The 17,627-nt window shown below is 47.3% G+C and carries 11 protein-coding genes and 1 tRNA gene; 4 read left to right on the plus strand and 8 right to left on the minus strand.

Annotated elements, in window-relative coordinates; all coding sequences use genetic code 11:
- Positions 1-77 precede the first annotated feature (77 nt).
- The 5 genes from B5J94_RS15185 to B5J94_RS12495 form a co-directional block, all read right to left on the minus strand.
- Positions 78-332, minus strand: a complete 255-nt coding sequence (locus B5J94_RS15185; protein ID WP_409455095.1) for a hypothetical protein — start codon at positions 330-332, stop codon at positions 78-80.
- Positions 333-747: 415 nt separating this feature from the next.
- Positions 748-823 (minus strand) — tRNA-Gly (locus B5J94_RS12480).
- Positions 824-913: 90 nt separating this feature from the next.
- Positions 914-1,210, minus strand: a complete 297-nt coding sequence (locus B5J94_RS12485; protein ID WP_211271091.1) for an SH3 domain-containing protein — start codon at positions 1,208-1,210, stop codon at positions 914-916.
- Positions 1,211-1,475: 265 nt separating this feature from the next.
- Complete coding sequence (locus tag B5J94_RS12490; protein ID WP_062500231.1) at positions 1,476-2,810, minus strand: glyceraldehyde-3-phosphate dehydrogenase; 1,335 nt, start codon at positions 2,808-2,810, stop codon at positions 1,476-1,478.
- Between the two features lie 116 nt (positions 2,811-2,926).
- Positions 2,927-3,370, minus strand: coding sequence for a (deoxy)nucleoside triphosphate pyrophosphohydrolase (locus B5J94_RS12495; RefSeq protein WP_062500229.1), 444 nt, complete (start codon positions 3,368-3,370; stop codon positions 2,927-2,929).
- Positions 3,371-3,594: 224 nt separating this feature from the next.
- On the opposite strand from B5J94_RS12495, the gene hemP reads away from it, so the two are divergent.
- A complete protein-coding gene (gene hemP, locus B5J94_RS12500; protein WP_227514671.1) occupies positions 3,595-3,756 on the plus strand; it encodes a hemin uptake protein HemP in 162 nt (53 codons plus the stop codon).
- Positions 3,757-3,996: 240 nt separating this feature from the next.
- On the opposite strand, the gene B5J94_RS12505 is transcribed toward hemP, so the two are convergent.
- On the minus strand, positions 3,997-9,078 hold the full coding sequence (locus B5J94_RS12505) for a translocation/assembly module TamB domain-containing protein (RefSeq protein ID WP_062500227.1): 5,082 nt from the start codon (positions 9,076-9,078) through the stop codon (positions 3,997-3,999).
- Positions 9,079-9,465: 387 nt separating this feature from the next.
- Positions 9,466-12,423 carry an autotransporter assembly complex protein TamA gene (locus tag B5J94_RS12510; RefSeq protein WP_062500059.1) on the minus strand — a complete coding sequence of 986 codons (2,958 nt, stop codon included), beginning with the start codon at positions 12,421-12,423 and terminating at the stop codon, positions 9,466-9,468.
- Between the two features lie 72 nt (positions 12,424-12,495).
- Between B5J94_RS12510 and B5J94_RS12515 the strand changes: the two genes are divergently transcribed.
- On the plus strand, positions 12,496-13,824 hold the full coding sequence (locus B5J94_RS12515) for an MFS transporter (protein ID WP_062500057.1): 1,329 nt from the start codon (positions 12,496-12,498) through the stop codon (positions 13,822-13,824).
- Between the two features lie 16 nt (positions 13,825-13,840).
- On the opposite strand, the gene pdxA is transcribed toward B5J94_RS12515, so the two are convergent.
- The gene (pdxA, locus tag B5J94_RS12520) at positions 13,841-14,881 is read right to left on the minus strand and encodes a 4-hydroxythreonine-4-phosphate dehydrogenase PdxA (RefSeq protein WP_062500055.1); all 1,041 of its coding nucleotides are present in this window, start codon (positions 14,879-14,881) and stop codon (positions 13,841-13,843) included.
- Positions 14,882-14,996: 115 nt separating this feature from the next.
- Here pdxA and dnaB point away from each other — a divergent pair, with 115 nt between their 5' ends.
- Both dnaB and alr read left to right on the plus strand, forming a co-directional pair.
- A complete protein-coding gene (gene dnaB / locus B5J94_RS12525) occupies positions 14,997-16,412 on the plus strand; it encodes a replicative DNA helicase (RefSeq protein WP_062500053.1) in 1,416 nt (471 codons plus the stop codon).
- A gap of 31 nt (positions 16,413-16,443) precedes the next feature.
- The gene (gene alr / locus B5J94_RS12530) at positions 16,444-17,550 is read left to right on the plus strand and encodes an alanine racemase (RefSeq protein ID WP_062500051.1); all 1,107 of its coding nucleotides are present in this window, start codon (positions 16,444-16,446) and stop codon (positions 17,548-17,550) included.
- Positions 17,551-17,627: the final 77 nt, after the last annotated feature.

The raw sequence follows: 17,627 nt of genomic DNA on the forward strand, positions 1-17,627 counted from the left end.
TGCTGATATTGTACTCTTCGTCAAGCTGTCGGTAGGTTTTACCACAATTTAGTTGCCTTAGTACTTGTTGTCTAAAATCATCTGAGTATGCCATAGGGGTATTGTAGCATATTTTGGGTTCGGTTGGTATACAAAGTTGCCATAATTGAGTTAATTCTGGTAGCTGACAGGGTGTGCTTGGCTGTTTTGTGGGTCACTTTGGCGAGAGAAGCACGAAATGCCAGCACGTCCGCCCTATTTATCATGGATAATGAACGCTTATCAAAAGCAGGAAGCAGATACTTGCTGATGATGATTTTTAGCTTTTCTTGATAAGTAGCTCGCCACTCAATAGATCGCTCATCAAACCACTGCTGTACAAACTCTCCAAATAACGGTACTCCGCTTTGCAGACTTTGCTTTTTCTCACTTAATGTTTCAAAATAAGCTACTTTATCATACCCCTATTTATGATTTCAAAGGATTGTTATAAAGAGAAATGGGTTGCACCAATAGCCTCATCTCTCCACTTTGTTATTTTAAAGTAGCAATCAAAGGCAAATATTTGGTTGTGGTCACTTTGGCATTTTGTTGGATAAGCAAAAAATCAGCCAAGGCACAATTTAGGCACAAATAAGGCACACAAAAAATTCTGTGTGCCTTAAAAAAGGTTGGTGTTTGAGGCTGATGTCAGAATGATAAAACATCAAGCCCTTGATTTCAAACAACAAAAAAGCCCAAATCATCTGATTTGAACTTTTTAAAATTTGGAGCGGGAAACGAGATTCGAACTCGCGACCCCAACCTTGGCAAGGTTGTGCTCTACCAACTGAGCTATTCCCGCGTGTCAGCGTTTGCTGTATGGGTGCGTATTATATAGGATTTTGTCATCAAGTCAAGTATTTTTTGCAAAAATTTTTAAAAAGCACTTCAATTAATAACAACTGATAAACTCACGAAACACCCAGCCGATGTATCGGTCGGTTCTGACGTTAAACACCAATGCCCATGGACGTCCTTTATCATCATAATCATACTCTGAGACATAGACGGTCGTGCCATTTTTGACTTGCCCAATAACTTTACCGTTAGGCGTGGCACGGGCGTTTAACGGGGTACCTGTCGGGTCGGTAACTTTGCAAGTTTGGGCAAATGCGGTGGTCGGCATGGCAAGTGCCATACTAAGTCCGATGGCGGTTAGGGTGGGGGCTAGTAGAGATTTGATTTTCATAACAACACTCAAAAAAACATTTATCAATCCTGTGAATATATACACCTAACAAACTTAATATTTACCACAGGCTTTGTAGGGACGTGCTGAGCACGTCCCTTGATAACATGCCAATTTTTATAGGTGTGCACAGCACGCCCCTACACCCAAACTTCATTATGTTTGTGGTAATTTTAAAGTTTCTCAGGTGTAACAAAACAGGGTATTTGTCAGCATAACACAAATACCCTGTCATTAACAGTCAATTTAACAATAAAACAACCGATTAATTACTTGCCATGACTTCCGCCACACGGATAACCTGCGTGCTGTACCCCATTTCGTTGTCATACCACACATATAAGGTCGCACGGTTGTCGGTGGCGATGGTTGCCTTAGCATCAAAAATCGCCACTTTTTCAGAACCGACAAAGTCGGTAGAAACTGCTTCTGGGCTGTCTGAGTAGTCAATTTGCTCTTGCCACTCAATGCTTTCTGACTTGGCTTTGATAAAGGCGTTTAGCTCATCAGCAGAACCAACCGCTTTGTCAAAGTTTAGGTTTAAAATCGCAAGAGAGACGTTTGGTGTTGGCACACGAATGGCGTTGCCTGTGAGTTTACCTTTTAGTTCTGGAATGGCTTTGGATACTGCTGACGCTGCCCCTGTGGACGTCATCACCATGTTTAAGGGAGCGGCACGACCACGACGGTCGGATTTGTGGTGGTTGTCCACAAGGTTTTGGTCATTGGTAAAGGCGTGGACGGTTTCCATGTGTCCGTTTACGATGCCATAAGTGTCGTGTAGTACTTTTAGCGTTGGTGTGATGGCGTTGGTGGTGCAAGACGCTGCCGATACGATGGTATCACCCCCGATGGTGTCATGGTTTACGCCATAGACCACGTTTTTGATGTCACCTTTGGCAGGGGCGGTAAGTAGCACTTTTTTTACGCCTTTGCTTACCAAATGTTTGCCAAGCCCTGCTTCGTCCTTCCATTTGCCCGTGTTATCAATCACAATGGCGTTATCAATGCCGTGGGCGGTGTAGTCAATCTCGCTGGGATCAGAGGCGTAGATGAATTTGATAAAGCGACCGTTCACGATGATACCGCTATTGGCGTTGTCAATCTCCACCGAGCCGTCAAACCAGCCATGCACACTATCACGCTCCAATAGCGAACCACGCTTATCAAGGTCGCCGTCTCCTGCGGGGCGTACCACGATGGCTTTTAGTTGTAAGCCCTTATCAGAGGCAGGACGGCTCATAAGTAGACGTGCCAAGATACGCCCGATACGCCCAAAGCCATAGAGTACCACGTCCGTGGCAGGGATTTCGGTGCCATTGGCAAAATCGCTTGCTTTTTTACCTGCTTTGACCGCTTGTCCCAAATCGGCGGTGATATTGGTAGCGGTGATGTCTTTGGCAAGGGCAAGGGTGTCCGCCACGTCAAGTCCTGCCTTGGCGTGCTTGGCCAGAATGTCCGATACCGACAACGCCACGCGCTCACCAAAAAACAGAACATTGACGTTTTGGGTAGACAATTTGGCAAGGGCAACAAGCAGTTCTGTTGCTTGGGTTTCTTGGGTTTGGCGTTTGGTTAGGTGGTCTTGATAAATGCTCATATGCTGTCCTATCATGAATGAATGGAATGGATAATATAACAAAACACCCAAATTTTAAAGGAATTTGGGTGTTTTGACAAGGGTTATTTATTTTAAAAATAGGGGTATTTTTTAATTTACATACTATCCAACCACATCAAAATCTGCTGATTTGCTTGCGGAAACCGTTCATCACTTTGTAATAAAGTCATTTTATCAAGCCATAATAAAGCCTGATTATCCAAGCCAAATTTTTTGTCTTTAAAATCAAGATATTGGCTATCACTCAAAATAATATCATACACATATAGTCTAACTGCTTTATCTTCATAATCGTGATAAACTTGCCCAAGCTCACTCATCGCATTATTACTAATATCCAAGCCAAGCTCTTCACTCACTTCACGGATTAGGGCGGTTTGGGGTGTTTCATCTGGCTCAATCTTACCGCCAACAAATTCCAATTTACCGCCTTGATGTTGATGAGCATGACGGGTCGCCAGTAAAAATTCATCGCCATATCGCAATACCGCTACCGCCACAGGGGTGATTTTTGGAGAATTTTTGCCTTTGGTAGTCATATTTATACCTTTTATCAGAAAAATGGTCAAATTTATCAAATTTTGCAATTTATATTTGCAATCTTAGAAAAATTTGATATTATATCAACAAATGATAACTTTTATTGTTTGTAAAAATTTAGTGTTTAGATAAAATTATCATTTTAAGCTAATAGTTATTATCAGCCAGACGGCTCGGAAAAATATCCGCAACCCGTCCAATCATAAGGAAACTTGTCATGACCATGACCATCGCTCGTTATTTTAGCAACCGTGAATCCACTCGTCTGCCCACCCTGCATTCACAAAACTTATTCGCTTTGACCAAGGAAGTGCGAATTGAACATCAGGGCGAAGAATATCGCTTGCGTCTGACACGCAATAACCGCTTGATTTTAACCAAATAATTTATCAAAATTTTCATAAACTCCAAACCAAAAAGTACGCCCCTAATCGTGGTGTGCTTTTTGGTTTTTAGCAAATAGGTAAGGATAAATTATACCCCATTCCCAACTTTGTATAAGTGATTGACTTTTCAAGGGCGAATGTAATTCGCCCCTACAACTCTAAAAATAATCATTGAAAAATCAACAAGTTACCATTTTAAGTTGAGAATGAAGTAAATTATACTTATCCCATTATCCAACCTAAAACTTCCAACGATAAATCACATCAACCATGTTTTCAGCGGCAGATGTCGCCTGTACATAGACACGGCGGGTCAGCTGATATCGCATGGACAGTTCAGTCTCGGCATTAAATACGCCCACACCATAGCGGATATATAGGTCAGGCGTGATGTAGCCTGTAACATTAACATGCGTGTCGCTTGAATTACCTGACGCGTCCACCGTCAAGCTCTCAAAACCCAACGCACTGCCGATTTGGTTGGTAAGTCCACGTGTGCCTGACAAACCAAGGTTTAACCCTGCCGCCGCTAAGTTATTGGTGACCTGCGAGCGAAAACCTTGTTCGGAGATTTGACTGTCTGCCGATGGTGACAGTCGCCCTGTGATGATGGCGTTCATCGCTTGTTGTTCGGACAGCCCTGCGTTATTAAACACGCTAATATCTGGAGCATTTGCCGTGCCTTTGATGCGTACACCCACCGTTTGTCCTTCTATCTCTTTTTCAGCTTCGATAGATAGACGGGGGTTTAGCATATCGCCATTAAAGCGAATTTGGGCATAGTTGAGTTCGAGATTTTGCCCAATACCATCAATCTTGGTGCGTTCAGACACCTGTATCACGCCCCGGGCTTGGGTTTTTCCCTGTCCGCTTTGGGTCAGGTGCAACGCCCCTGCCAGTGGGAGTTTAGCACCAAAACCACGGAATGTCACATCATCGCCCAAATCCAGTCCGATGTCAGCATTAATACTCCATGGGGCGGACACTGCCAGCACCTGTGCGACATTGCCCGACAGGCGACGGTCAAGCACCGACACATCAGGCGACTGAACCACGACATCGCCCTGTGCTTCGGGCGGGCGAATGGTCGCTGATGGTATGACCACCACGCCTTTGATGTCCACATAGCGAGATAAGGGCTTGACCACCACTTCAAGGTCGGGACTGACCTGTGCCACGACCATGGGGGGCGAGCTGATGGTCAAATCATCGGCGGAGAGATTTACTTTGGCTTGGAGTTCCTGTTGCCAATCTACCTGCCCCGTCAGCACGCCCTGCCCCTGCCCACCAACAAAATCACCTGTCAGTGTCGCTTGCGTGCCTGATACCTGAGCTGATAGGTTGATGTTTGTCAAATCCAAAGGCACATCCATGACCGCCAAATGCCCATCCGTCAGCTCAGCATTACCATAGAACAAGGGGCGAGACAGCGTACCGCCCACACCACCTTGGAGCGTAACGTTGCCCGATAGGGCTTTTAGGCTTGGCAAAAATGGACGCACCACCGCCAAATTAATGTCATTAACCACCACCGCCCCCGAGATGGGCTTGTCATCGGCGAATGGATTCATCAGCACATCAGCATAGCCTTCGCCTATCGTCCCTGCCACATCGGTGCGTAGTTTTAGCCCTGTGGGCGTACTTTGGGCGATGACCGAGATACGCTCATAGGGCATTTCCACATAGCCTGTATCATCGCCATACAGTCCCAGTCGTCCATTATCCGAATATAGTACAGCATTAATTTGGGGGTTGGCATTGCCTTTTTTATGACTGATTTTGGCTTTGCCATTTAACTTAGAATGCCAAAAGATATCACTGGGCATGGCAGGCGAGAGTACGGACGTATCAAGGTCTTGGATGACCAAATCCGCTTTGATTTCATTGGGGGTATAGACCAGCGTGTCTTGTAGGCACAGCGACCCTGTACCGCCTGCACGGGTTTTACTTGTCTGCCAGCAGTGCGGGGCGATTTGTAAGCTCTTATCTAGTCCTATCTTAAACTCGGTCGGCTGTCTTTGTGATAACAGCCCAAAGCGGGTCTCCATCCGCCCTTCGCCCAGTACGCCTTGGTAAGTCTTGGTTTGACTGTTAAAACCGCCCACCACTTTGGCACGTGCCTCCACCTGAGCATTTTTGGTCGTCAGTGCCAACTCGTGCTTATCCTGCGTGCCTTTAAAATCAAGCCGTGCCGACTTCACTACCCGTCCCATGGCGATGATGTCTGACACCTCAACTAATAGCTGACTGGGGGCATTGCCCAGATTGACAATCTTACCCACCAAGCTCGCCTTTTGGACAATGACATCCGCTGTACGCACGTCATTGGCATTTAAATCCACATAAATGGTCGGTAACTCGGTGCGATTATCCACCAAAATCACACCGCCTTTTATCGCCCCCCGAGCACTCGGAGTGAGCTGACTTAGGTCGGTAAGATTAAGTGCTGTGGTGAGATTTTGCTCATTGCCATGCATGCTTGCGACATTATCGCCCATGCGAACTTGGACTTTCTCGGCATTTAGCTTACGGATGATTTGGCGGGTTTGTCTGGTGTTTTGTTCCAACTGACGCTGAAAATCGGTAATGCTTTGCAAGTCAAAACTCTCAGGACTGGTTTTTAGACTGCCAATATATCCACCCAAATCATCAGGCAAATCAAACTCCCCCGACAGCGACCCTGTGGCAGTCACATCCTGCCCTCGCATGACACCTGTCAGAGCCAAGCCATCAATGGCGATACGCTGAATGTCCTTACCCCACCGCCCTGTCGTGGTAAAGCCCCCTGTCAGCTCGCTGTCCATGTCACGCACAAAGCGACCGATGTTCAAGGCATTCATTTTCGCCGTCAAATCCCACGCCATCTGCCCGATATCCACCGTCCCTGACGCTGACAGCTCACCTGCCTCCCCTGTATGCTCCAAGCGATGTACCACAAAGCGGTCATTCGCTCCGCTAACATCTACCATCAGCTGACCGTCTGGCACGTCATCATGAGCGACTTGACCGTCAAATTTGGCGGTAAGTTTGCCCAGTTTACCATCTTGATAACTGCCTGTGCTACTCATGTCGCCTGTGATAACAGCAAGCAAGCTCGTATTATCCACCACAGTAGACGTGTCTATCTCATCAAGTCGAGCCTTGATGTCCCAACCAATGCCTTGGTCGAGCGTCAACACCCCCGAACCTGACAGCCCGCCTTTGGGCGTGCGATAGTCTAGGGTGTTGATGTTCATCTTATCTAAGTTGCCATAAACCCCAAGCACAATATCGCCCGTGCCAACCTTGGGCAGTAGACTCTGACCAAATCTGCCCTTAAAATCGGCGGTAAAATGACTAACGTCCGCACCTGCCATCTGCACCAACGCCTTGCCCTCGCCTGATAGAGTCATGGTGCTGTCATCAGCAAGGGTCGCTGTCAAGTCCGAGCGAATGATGTTAATCTCATGCGACTGTCTTGTATGATTTGGCTCTTTGGGCGAGCTTGTGGTATTTGTCTTTGCCTTGGTATTTTGCCCATCTTCACGCATTCGCCCTGTGGCTAGGATGGTGCCTTTGATGAGTGAAAATGGGGTCTTATCAGGGATGTCAAAATACGCATTGGGCATAAAGCCATCGGTCGCCAAATCAAACTGCCAAGCCAACGGCGTGCTGGTTGTAGCAAGGTCAATCCGCCCTGTCCCCGTCAAGCCCCCAAGCTCGCCTTGATAATGAAAGTCCATCAGATGAATCCGCTCGCCCTTTTCGATATTGGCACGAATGTCATAATCCCCCACAGGGGCAACCGATAACGCCTTGACGTTTGCCTTGCCCTCAATGTAGGTTCGCCCCTCTTCTAGGCGAATGCTTGCCGTGCCGTGTGGGCTATTGATGTTATCAATGTTTGGCACGCCTGTTCGCACCAAGTTTTGCCAATCGGCATGAATCCGCCACGGGGCGTTAGGGCTGTCTTGGCTTTGGGCGAGCGTTGCCTGCACTCGCTCGCCATCTTTTTGGGCTAGGTCAAATGCCAAGCGAGTCTCATTGGTCGCCTTGTCCAGATAAAAATATTGAAAACTCAAAGCCCCATCTAGCACCATCGGCAGATACGCCTGATAGTCGGTGTATTCAACAGGCATGAACTCACGCACTCGCACGCCATCGCCACGCACCGTCACATCCATCATGAACTCATCTGACCACTCCATGTTGCCATCAGCATGGAGCTGTCCGCTCGGGGTGTCTGCCGTCAGTGTCTCGATGTCCATGCCACCATCACGCACCACGCCCCGACCATAATACCGACCGGCTGGTATGTCTCTACCTGTCAAGTCGGCATTCATGCGTAGCTCAATGCGTTCAACCACGCCATCAGCGGTAATTATCCCATCTTTTATCGTGATGTTCTGCTCCTCGGCATAGGGCAGAACGGCATGATTGACGTACAGTTTGGCACTAAATGGCGAGCCGTCATCTAGCCCTTGGGCGACGAACTCACCATGAATGTCGTGTTTGTTGTATTTACTGGTGACTTTGCCGTGCGTGCGTTTGAGCGTGCCTTTGGCGGTGGCGTGTAGCGTGTCAAAATACGCCTTATCCAAGGCGGACACCTTAACATCCGCCGTGGCGGAGAGCGGATAGTCGCCTGTCAGACGAATCTCGCCATTGACATTACTCACGCTCACGTCATGATTAAAGTCAAGACTCCCGCCTTTGATATGCACATCCGTCCCTACCCATTTGCCATCTGTCAAAGCAATGTCGTACAGATAAATGGCGTCTTTATAACCGCCCGTGCCATCACTTTGGATATAACTGACTGTGCTTGCGGTCGTGTTTTGTAGGCGTAGGCTAACGGGCAAATCAATGGTCGCATAATCAAACGGCTCGCCTGTGGGCGGTTTGTGGTTGATGATGTCAAGCTTATCAATGCTCGCTTCTGCCAAATGTACTTGACGGGCAAAGACCGCTCGCCAGCCCAATTTAACATAGGCTTGATTGACCTTTATTTCCATGTCTTCGCCTTGGGCGATGATGACATCATTCACCCACACACCCCCACGCAAACTGCCTTTGCCATAGGACAGCTTGGTGCCAGTCTCGGTTGCGATTTTTTCTAAAACAAATTTGGTGCCAGTCTCGGTGCTAATGGCATAAAACAGCAATGCAAAAATCAGCATAAGCACGATGACAATGGCGACAAACAGCCGAATGAGATACACCTGCCATTTGGGTTTTGGCGGTGTGTGTGATGGGTCTGTACCCAACTGATGAGGCAAATCCGTCCCTGCCTTATCATCAGGCGTGGCATTTTTAGGGTCGGTGGGCTTGTGGTCAGTCATGGCAAACAGTGGTCGTTAGGCGATAAAAATTATCATAAAAAATGATGCATTAAACCATAATTTGAGCAATTTTTCAATAAATCTCTTTCCAAACTAAAAATAAACCTTTATAAGTATTGGGGTTGAAGTTTTTAAAAATCCACAAAAATCGGGGTTTGGAAAGAAGTCTAATGTAAAATCAACGTAAAATCAATCATCATAACAAATAAGAATATATGCCAAATTTGAACATACAATAAAAAATTGCTCACTTAAAAATCAATACTTTACAGCTTTATATGGGACAAATTGCAATTTGCCCTTACAAATCCATCCAAAGACATCATCCATTTACAATACTCACGAATATTTCAAATGCAAATTTGAACGGACTTATCATTTAAATTTTTAAAAAGGAGCCCCGATAAAGAAGTGCAATTTCACCGATTTATCTTTTTCTCCCACGCCCGTTGCCACATCCAGTCGCACCTGTCCTACCGGGGAGGCATAACGCACACCCACGCCTGCTCCAACTTTGGTGTCATTTTTAAAATCCTTATCATAGGCATTGCCCACATCGGCAAATACACCCAATCTTAGCCCTTCTAGGACTTCATAGTTATACTCACCGCTTGCTACGGCTAAGGCTTGACCTCCTGTCAGATAACCTTTATCAGATAAAGGTGATAAGCTGTCATAGTTGTAGCCACGAATGCTTTGGTCGCCACCTGCAAAAAAGCGTAATTTATACGGTACAGCATTAAAGTCATCTGCCCACAAATAGCCCAAATTAAGACTGCCAATCAGCTGGTGCTGACGGTCTTTTCCATGGCTGTTATCACCAAAGCTATACACGCCACTTACCCCCGCTCTTAGTATTGCCATATCGGTATCGGTTAATAAGCCCTGTTTGCCAAGCTCTAATGAGTAGTGCTGACGATAACCTTTCATGGGATTTGCCAAATTATCCGCCACCATCTTATTCATGGCATAACCTAGCAGTAGTGCTTGTTGGGTAGGTTTACCATGTTCAAATTGCACTGGCAGATCCTGCCATGTCTCCCGTGGGGCGTTGGTTTTAAGCTCATCTAAACGATATTTTAGCGAATAGGTAATATTCCAACCATTGTCTTTGACAAGATTACGGCTTAATCCTGTCTCTAAGGTTCTGCTGGACAAATCAAAATTCCCCACACCTTGATTAATTCTCTCCTCGTTATAGCCCAGTGATGCTTTGGCTTTATCATTTAAGGGGTGACCGATGGGGCGAGTAATGTAAGTATCTACACCTTTTTTGTTTTGTGATATCCGTACATCCGCTCCTGCTTGCATGCCATCACGGTTGAGTAAATTATGCTCAATCCTTGTGATAAATCTTGTGCCACTGTCTGACCCCCAACCCACACCGATTTGGGCATCTCGGGGCTTGTCCGACATCACAAAGACATACAGTGGCACTTTTTTGTCTTCATAGACATCCTGCCCACCTTTTCGCCCTGCCAGTACAGGCGATTCTACACCTTCGGGTAGCTCTGGCAGGACATCGCTGGACTCATCGGGCAGCATCATCTTAGCCACGCTACTGACCGCATCCGAGATACGCCCTAGGATACTGCGTGACTGCTTACTGCTGTCGGTGACAAGCAGGCGGTCATCAGGGGCGTTATAGAGTCGCTCGGCTTTTTGTTTGACCAACGCCAGTTTGTCGCTGATAATCTCACTTGTGGTAAAGTCAATCGGGTCGATGGTCGCCGTCACGCCATCACCCAAATCCACCGTCTGGCTACCATCATCCGTCTCGGCTCGGGCAGTGGTATTTTCAAAATTAATCCCCGTCTCTGGGGTCTGACTGGGTAGGACTATCTCGGTATTGACCGCATTAAAATAACCCGTGGCAAGTAAGTTATTGCTTAGGTTGCGTGTGGCGGTGCGATTATAGGCATCACCCATCTCAAAGGTGACCAGTTTGCGTAGCACTTCGGGCTTGACGGGCAGTTTGTCAGGGTCGGTCGTCAGCTGACCTGTGTTCTTATCCACGGTAAAAAACACCACATCATCAAAGCGGTATTGCTCGCCTGTATCATAGACCAAGTTCACGTCCGCCACATTATCAGGCAGTATCACGTCCGCAGAGTTGCTAAGCCATCTACCATCAAAATAACCATGCTCGCCACTGACTTCATCAATGATTGCCTTATTGTCTTCATATTTGCCATGATGAAAGACATCGCCCTGTTTGAGCGGAGCGTTGTCTTGGGCTTGGACATAGGCAGGGTCATCCGCCCCCAGACCACGCACATCCAGTACCGCATTATCCACAACGACAGGCTCGCCCAAATCATGCATGACCAGATTTATCTCGCCTGCCCCTGCCCGCTCTATGCTAAAATTTAAATCATAATAACCCACCGCTTGACCTGCGGTGATGACCGTCTGCCTAAGGCGTGCCACCGACGCCCCAAAGTCTGCCACACTCTCAGCACTAATCTCTTCTAAGGCGGTCACGATGTTGGCAAATGGTTCGGATTTTAGGGTTTTACGGGCGACTTTGTCGGCATTGTCGGTGGCTTTGGCGTTATTCATACGTCTTGCCATCATCTTAGCTCGCAGGGCTTCAAAGTCATCCAAACTCTCCACCGCCGTATTCCAGCCCACACGCTCGCCCCCGTGATAGACATTGACTTTTAGGCGAGTGACCGCTTCTACGCCGTCATTGAACAGGCGGCTGTACAGGCGTTTGATGAGATTTGGCGGTTTAATCTCATCAACGACGGCATCAGGACGTGGGGGCGGTGTGTTCGCTTCGTATTCGTACTCAGGCAAATAAGCGGTCGGGTCAAGCTCGCTTTGTGTCTCATCCTGCCCTGCGGTCACACTCTCATAAGTGGGCAATTTGGTAATGGCACTCTCGTCCAGCCCGATGGACGTCTTATCCGTGCCAAGCGTGGCAATGTCGCCATCTTCAATCTTGGCAAAACCATCTTCATGGCGGGTGTCGGCATGACTGACATCTGCTGTCTCATAAAAGCGGTTGTCCGTACTGGCATCTTGTAATTTTTTCTCAATCTCTGCCGTGGTCAGCATTTGACTGGCGGACATGTCTCCAAAAAACACATCATCAGGCAGACCATTCGCCAACATCTCTGTATCGCTCAGCTTGCCATTATTCATTCCATCATTATCTGTCTTGCTTGGCTCGCTATTGTTGGTCTCGCCTGCCATCTCAGACATGGACGCATCAGGGCTGACTGCGGGCGGTAAGGTCGGCAACTGACCAGCACTCGCAGGCAATGCCCCAACCCCCATCAGGGCATGCAAGCACAAGAGCAGGTGTGTTTTTTTGTGTACAGATACAACTTTTTTCATGATAAATTTTAAAAATTTTAAAAATCTCTGCTATTATAAACAACAACATTTCTATTATCAACACAAAGCATCATGGCATCCCAATTCTCTTTATTTAAAACTCGTCGTTTTAGTTCAATGTTTGCCACTCAGTTTTTAGGGGCATTTAATGACAACATATTCAAACAAGCACTCATCTTAGTACTCACCTACACCGCTGCTACCAAAATGGGGGTTGCGGTCAGTCTACTAAACAACCTTGCCGCCTTGCTGTTCATTCTGCCTTATTTTTTATTTTCAGCATTGGCAGGGCAAATCGCTGATAAATATGAAAAATCATGGCTGACACGTAACATTAAACTGTTAGAAATCATCATCATGGTCTTAGCGGCTGTGGGTTTTGTCTTTGAGCTGTATCCACTGTTATTTGTGGCGTTATTTTTGATGGGCACGCATTCTACCTTTTTTGGCCCCATCAAATACGCTTATCTGCCTGAGGTCATGCACAAAGATGAGCTGGTCGGGGCAAATGGGCTGTTTCAGACGGGTACCAGTCTTGCCATCTTAACTGGCATGATGATGGCAGGGTTCTTAACCCAGCTTGATAACTCGCTTGTGTGGATATCAGCAACCACCTTCTTTATCGCCGTTTTGGGTTTTATTGCATCTGGCTTTGTGCCTGCTATTGCACCCCACGAACCCAACTTAGATATTGATTATCATATTTTTCGCACCAGTTTTGGGGTCATCAAATATTTATACAGTTTGCCGTTATTATTTTTTATCATCTTGGGCAATAGCTGGTTTTGGTTTTATGGGGCGACTTTTTTAACCCAAACCCCTGAATTTAGCAAAGTGATTTTGCATGGCAATGAATCGGTGGTGATTTTATTATTAACCTTATTTTCTGTTGGTACTGCCATCGGTTCATTGTTATGTAAAACACTCACCAAAAACCAAATCAGCCTAAAACTTTTGCCCATTGGCATCATCGGACTTAGCTTATTTGCTGTGGATTTGTATTTGTCACTAAGTGGCATACATATCATCGCACCTGCCCATGGTACTTATACCATCAGTGAGATATTAAATCTAAATGGCACAATTCGGGTGTTTGCTGATTTGTTTTTATTGGGTCTATCAGGGGGTATTTATATCGTGCCATTATATGCCTTTATGCAGGCTTATGCCCCCATCAGTCATCGTTCACGTATTATTGGGGCAAATAATATCTTTAATGCGATATTTATGGTCGGCTCTGCCATCTTCTCCATCATCATTCTAACAGCATTAAAACTCTCCATTGCCCAACTGTTTTTAATCACAGGTATGATTAATGTTGTCTTTGGCATATTTTTATATTTAAAATTAACCCATCATAAAGACAGCATGGCAATGGCAAAAGACGGTGGTAGGATTTAAAACAGCGAAAATCTCATCAGCCCCCACTCATCATCATCGCCATATCAATGGCACGCCTAAGACTGCTGCTGCTCGCCTGCCCTGTCCCTGCCAGCGTCAATGCCGTGCCGTGGTCAACAGACGTTCGCACATAGGGCAGACCCAAAGTGATATTGACCGTATCACCAAAACCGTGCGATTTTAAGGGAGCAAGCCCTTGGTCATGATACATGGCAATCACCGCATCCGCCACCGCCAGATGTCGCTCGGTAAATAAGGTATCGGCAGGCATGGCAAGGCTAATGTTCATGCCCTGCGTGCGATAGGCTTGTAGCACAGGATTGATGACCGTCAGCTCTTCATCACCCAGATGTCCGTCTTCGCCTGCGTGGGGGTTTAGTCCGCAAACTAGGATTTTGGGGTGAGTTATGCCAAATTTATGCACCATTTCATCGTGCGTGATTTGCACCGTTTGGCGAATCTCTTGGGGTGTGATGGCACCGGGTACGTCTTTTAGGGGGATATGCGTGGTTACTAGGGCAACCTTCATCTTGGCATTGGCAAGCATCATCACGACCTTATCCACGCCTGCTTTGTGCATAAAATACTCGGTATGACCGCTAAATTTATCGCCATTATCTAGGCACACCCCACCATCTATCATCACCGATTTTTGTAGGGGGGCAGTGATGATGGCACGGACTTGGCGAGTGGTGGCGAGCGTGTGGGCGATGTCAAGTTGAACCTTGACCATGCGGGCGTTATCGACATTTAGCACGCCTGCGACCACAGGGGCAGGGCAAGGCACATGGAGCAGATAGATAGAGCGTGGGGCAGATGGGTCAATCTCACCGATGTCATCTATCACTGCCATATCCGCCAATATATCCGTCTGTGCCTTGCTGTGTCTTTGTAGCTGTGCCACTCGCTCAGCAAAGGCGTGTTTGTCCGCACAGATAATCAGGGGCGTAGGCAAGGCGTGGGCGTGATGGGTCAGCGTATCGATGACGATGTCCATGCCAATACCGGCAGGTTCGCCTGTGGTAATGAGTAGGGGTTTGGGGGGCGTGGTCTGCATATTGATGTCGTATGTGGATAAATGAGTCGTCTATTTTACCGATTAATCAATATTTTAAAAAGCACATTTTTGGGCTTTGTGGTAAAATTTACCACCATTTTTAAAAATAATCACCATGACCGAAGTTAGCACCCCAAAAGACACCAAAACCACCAATGATGACCTACTGACCCTGCAACCGCCACACAACATGGACATTGAGCGGGCGTTACTGGCGTCACTCATGAGTATTGATGATTCCTTTGAGAAAATCGATGGCATTGTCAAGGCAGAAGATTTTTATGGCGAGCGTCATCGGCAAATTTTTAATGCCATCAATCATTTATCACGGGTCAATCAACCTTATGATACGCTGATGGTGCATGACTTTTTGAGTCAGCAAAATCTACTTGCCATGGCAGGCGGGGAAGAATATCTTATGCAAATCAACCAAAGCCCTGCCACGCTCTTTAACCTAATCCCCTATGCCGAGCGGGTGCGTGAGTTCTCGGTCTATCGTCAGCTCATCAAATCCGCCAATACCATGCTCAATCTGGCGTATCATCCCAAAAAACAGACCGTGAGCGAGATTTTGGACGTGGTTGAAGCAGATATTTTTCGTATCAATGAAGACTACTCTCGTGGCACGGGCAAGCAAGGGGTTCGGCGAGTCGAAGACATCTTGCAAAGCGTGACTGACCAACTTGTTGAGATTAAAAGCCGTCAAGGCGGACTCATCGGACTGCGTACACCCTTTGAAGAGCTCAATAATAAAACCCAAGGCTTACAGCGGGGCGACCTGATTATTTTGGCGGCACGTCCGTCCATGGGTAAGACTACCTTTGCCATGAATCTCGCCCAAGAAGTGCTGGTGCAGGAGCTACCCGTGGTCATGTTCTCCATGGAAATGCCTGCCGAATCCATTCTCATGCGGATGATGTCAGGGTTTAGTAGCATTAACCAAAGCAACCTACGCTCAGCACAGATGAGCGAAGATGAGTGGGTGCGTCTGTCGCAGGCGATGACCTTTTTTCAAAACACTCATCTGTACATTGACGACCGTAACAACCTACCGCCATCCGAAGTCCGCTCCACCTGCCGACGTATCGCCAAGAACCACCCCGAAGGCTTGGGCATGATTGTCGTGGATTATTTACAGCTTATGAAAGTGCCGGGCATGGAGAACAACCGTGTCCAAGAGATTGGCGAGATTAGCCGAAGCCTAAAAGCCCTAGCCCGTGAGATGAACTGCCCTGTCATCGCCTTATCTCAGCTCAACCGCAGTCTAGAACAGCGTACCGACAAACGCCCGATGATGGCGGATTTGCGTGAGTCGGGGGCGATTGAGCAGGACGCTGACCTGATTATGTTCATCTATCGTGATGAAGTGTATTATAAGGACAAGGCGGACAACAAAGGCTTTGCCGAGATTATCATTGGCAAGCAGCGTAACGGCCCTATCGGCAAACTACCCCTTAGGTTTGTGGGCGAATACACTCGCTTTGATAATCTTATCGTTGGCGACAGACCCGATGATTATGAAGAAGAATGACAAACAAAATGACAAATAAACAGGACAACCCATGCGACACACCCACATCACCATCAACCAAACCGCCCTAGCCCACAACCTAGACATCATCAAACGCCACGCCCCCCATGCACACGTCATGGCAATGGTCAAGGCAAATGCTTATGGGCATGGGGTCGCCCACTGCCTGCCTGCTCTTATGCAAGCGGACGCGTTTGGTGTGGCAAGTTTTGATGAAGCCTTGGCGGTGCATGAGATTTGCGGGCAGTCATCCAAACGCATTATTCTCATCGAAGGCGTGTTTAGCCAAGATGAGTGGCTCACCGCCCAAACACACGGCTTTGAATGCGTGGTGCATTGTCAAGCTCAACTGGACTGGGCGTTATCGCACACGCCTGCCACAGACAGTCCCACACGCACCATTTGGCTCAAATACAACACAGGCATGAACCGCTTGGGCTTTGGGCGTGATGACGTACTAGCCTGTGCCAAACTTTTGCATGACAAGGGTTATCGACTGATTCTTACCAGTCATTTTGCCTGTGCCGATGACAAAGACCACCCTGCCAATGCCTTACAAATCAAGCGGTTTGATGACGTGCTAACCACCCTAAAAGCACAATACGGCGATGTACAAGGCTCACTGTGCAACTCGGCAGGTATCATCAACTTCCCCCATGCTCATCATGACTGGGTGCGTGCAGGCATTGCCTTATATGGGGCAAGCCCTGTGGCGGACAGCTCTGCCAATGACTTAGGCTTATCCCCTGTGATGAATTTTACCGCCCAAATCTTTGCCACGCATGAGCTACATATAGGCGAGCAGGTCGGCTATGGCGGACTGTGGACAGCGGACAAACCTACTCGCATTGGCGTGCTGAGTGTCGGCTATGGCGACGGTTATCCCCGTGTGGTTACTGATGCTAAGGTGTCTATCACCAAAGACGCTCATACCTATCTTGCCCCCATTGTCGGACGGGTCGCCATGGACATGATGGTGATAGACATCACAGGTTTGCCTGTGAGCGTGGGCGATACGGTCGTACTATGGGGCGATGATTTACCTGCCGATAGTGTGGCACATTGGGCGGATACTATTAGTTATGAGCTGTTTTGTAAAACCACCAACCGCCCACATCGGGGGGTTGTTGTAGCATAGATACTTTAATCTCAATTTAAAATAGTAACTTATTGATTATTAGGAAATTATTTTTTGAATTGTAGATACCATAAACC

Source organism: Moraxella lacunata, assembly GCF_002027545.1.
GTDB lineage: Bacteria > Pseudomonadota > Gammaproteobacteria > Pseudomonadales > Moraxellaceae > Moraxella > Moraxella lacunata.

Bases quoted from the DNA above. Each gene is read 5' to 3' on its own strand.
- B5J94_RS12485 (WP_211271091.1), bottom strand. From the start codon at position 1,210: ATGAAAATCAAATCTCTACTAGCCCCCACCCTAACCGCCATCGGACTT.
- B5J94_RS12490 (WP_062500231.1), bottom strand. From the start codon at position 2,810: ATGAGCATTTATCAAGACCACCTAACCAAACGCCAAACCCAAGAAACC.
- B5J94_RS12495 (WP_062500229.1), bottom strand. From the start codon at position 3,370: ATGACTACCAAAGGCAAAAATTCTCCAAAAATCACCCCTGTGGCGGTA.
- hemP (WP_227514671.1), top strand. From the start codon at position 3,595: ATGACCATCGCTCGTTATTTTAGCAACCGTGAATCCACTCGTCTGCCC.
- B5J94_RS12505 (WP_062500227.1), bottom strand. From the start codon at position 9,078: ATGACTGACCACAAGCCCACCGACCCTAAAAATGCCACGCCTGATGAT.
- B5J94_RS12510 (WP_062500059.1), bottom strand. From the start codon at position 12,423: ATGAAAAAAGTTGTATCTGTACACAAAAAAACACACCTGCTCTTGTGC.
- B5J94_RS12515 (WP_062500057.1), top strand. From the start codon at position 12,496: ATGGCATCCCAATTCTCTTTATTTAAAACTCGTCGTTTTAGTTCAATG.
- pdxA (WP_062500055.1), bottom strand. From the start codon at position 14,881: ATGCAGACCACGCCCCCCAAACCCCTACTCATTACCACAGGCGAACCT.
- dnaB (WP_062500053.1), top strand. From the start codon at position 14,997: ATGACCGAAGTTAGCACCCCAAAAGACACCAAAACCACCAATGATGAC.
- alr (WP_062500051.1), top strand. From the start codon at position 16,444: ATGCGACACACCCACATCACCATCAACCAAACCGCCCTAGCCCACAAC.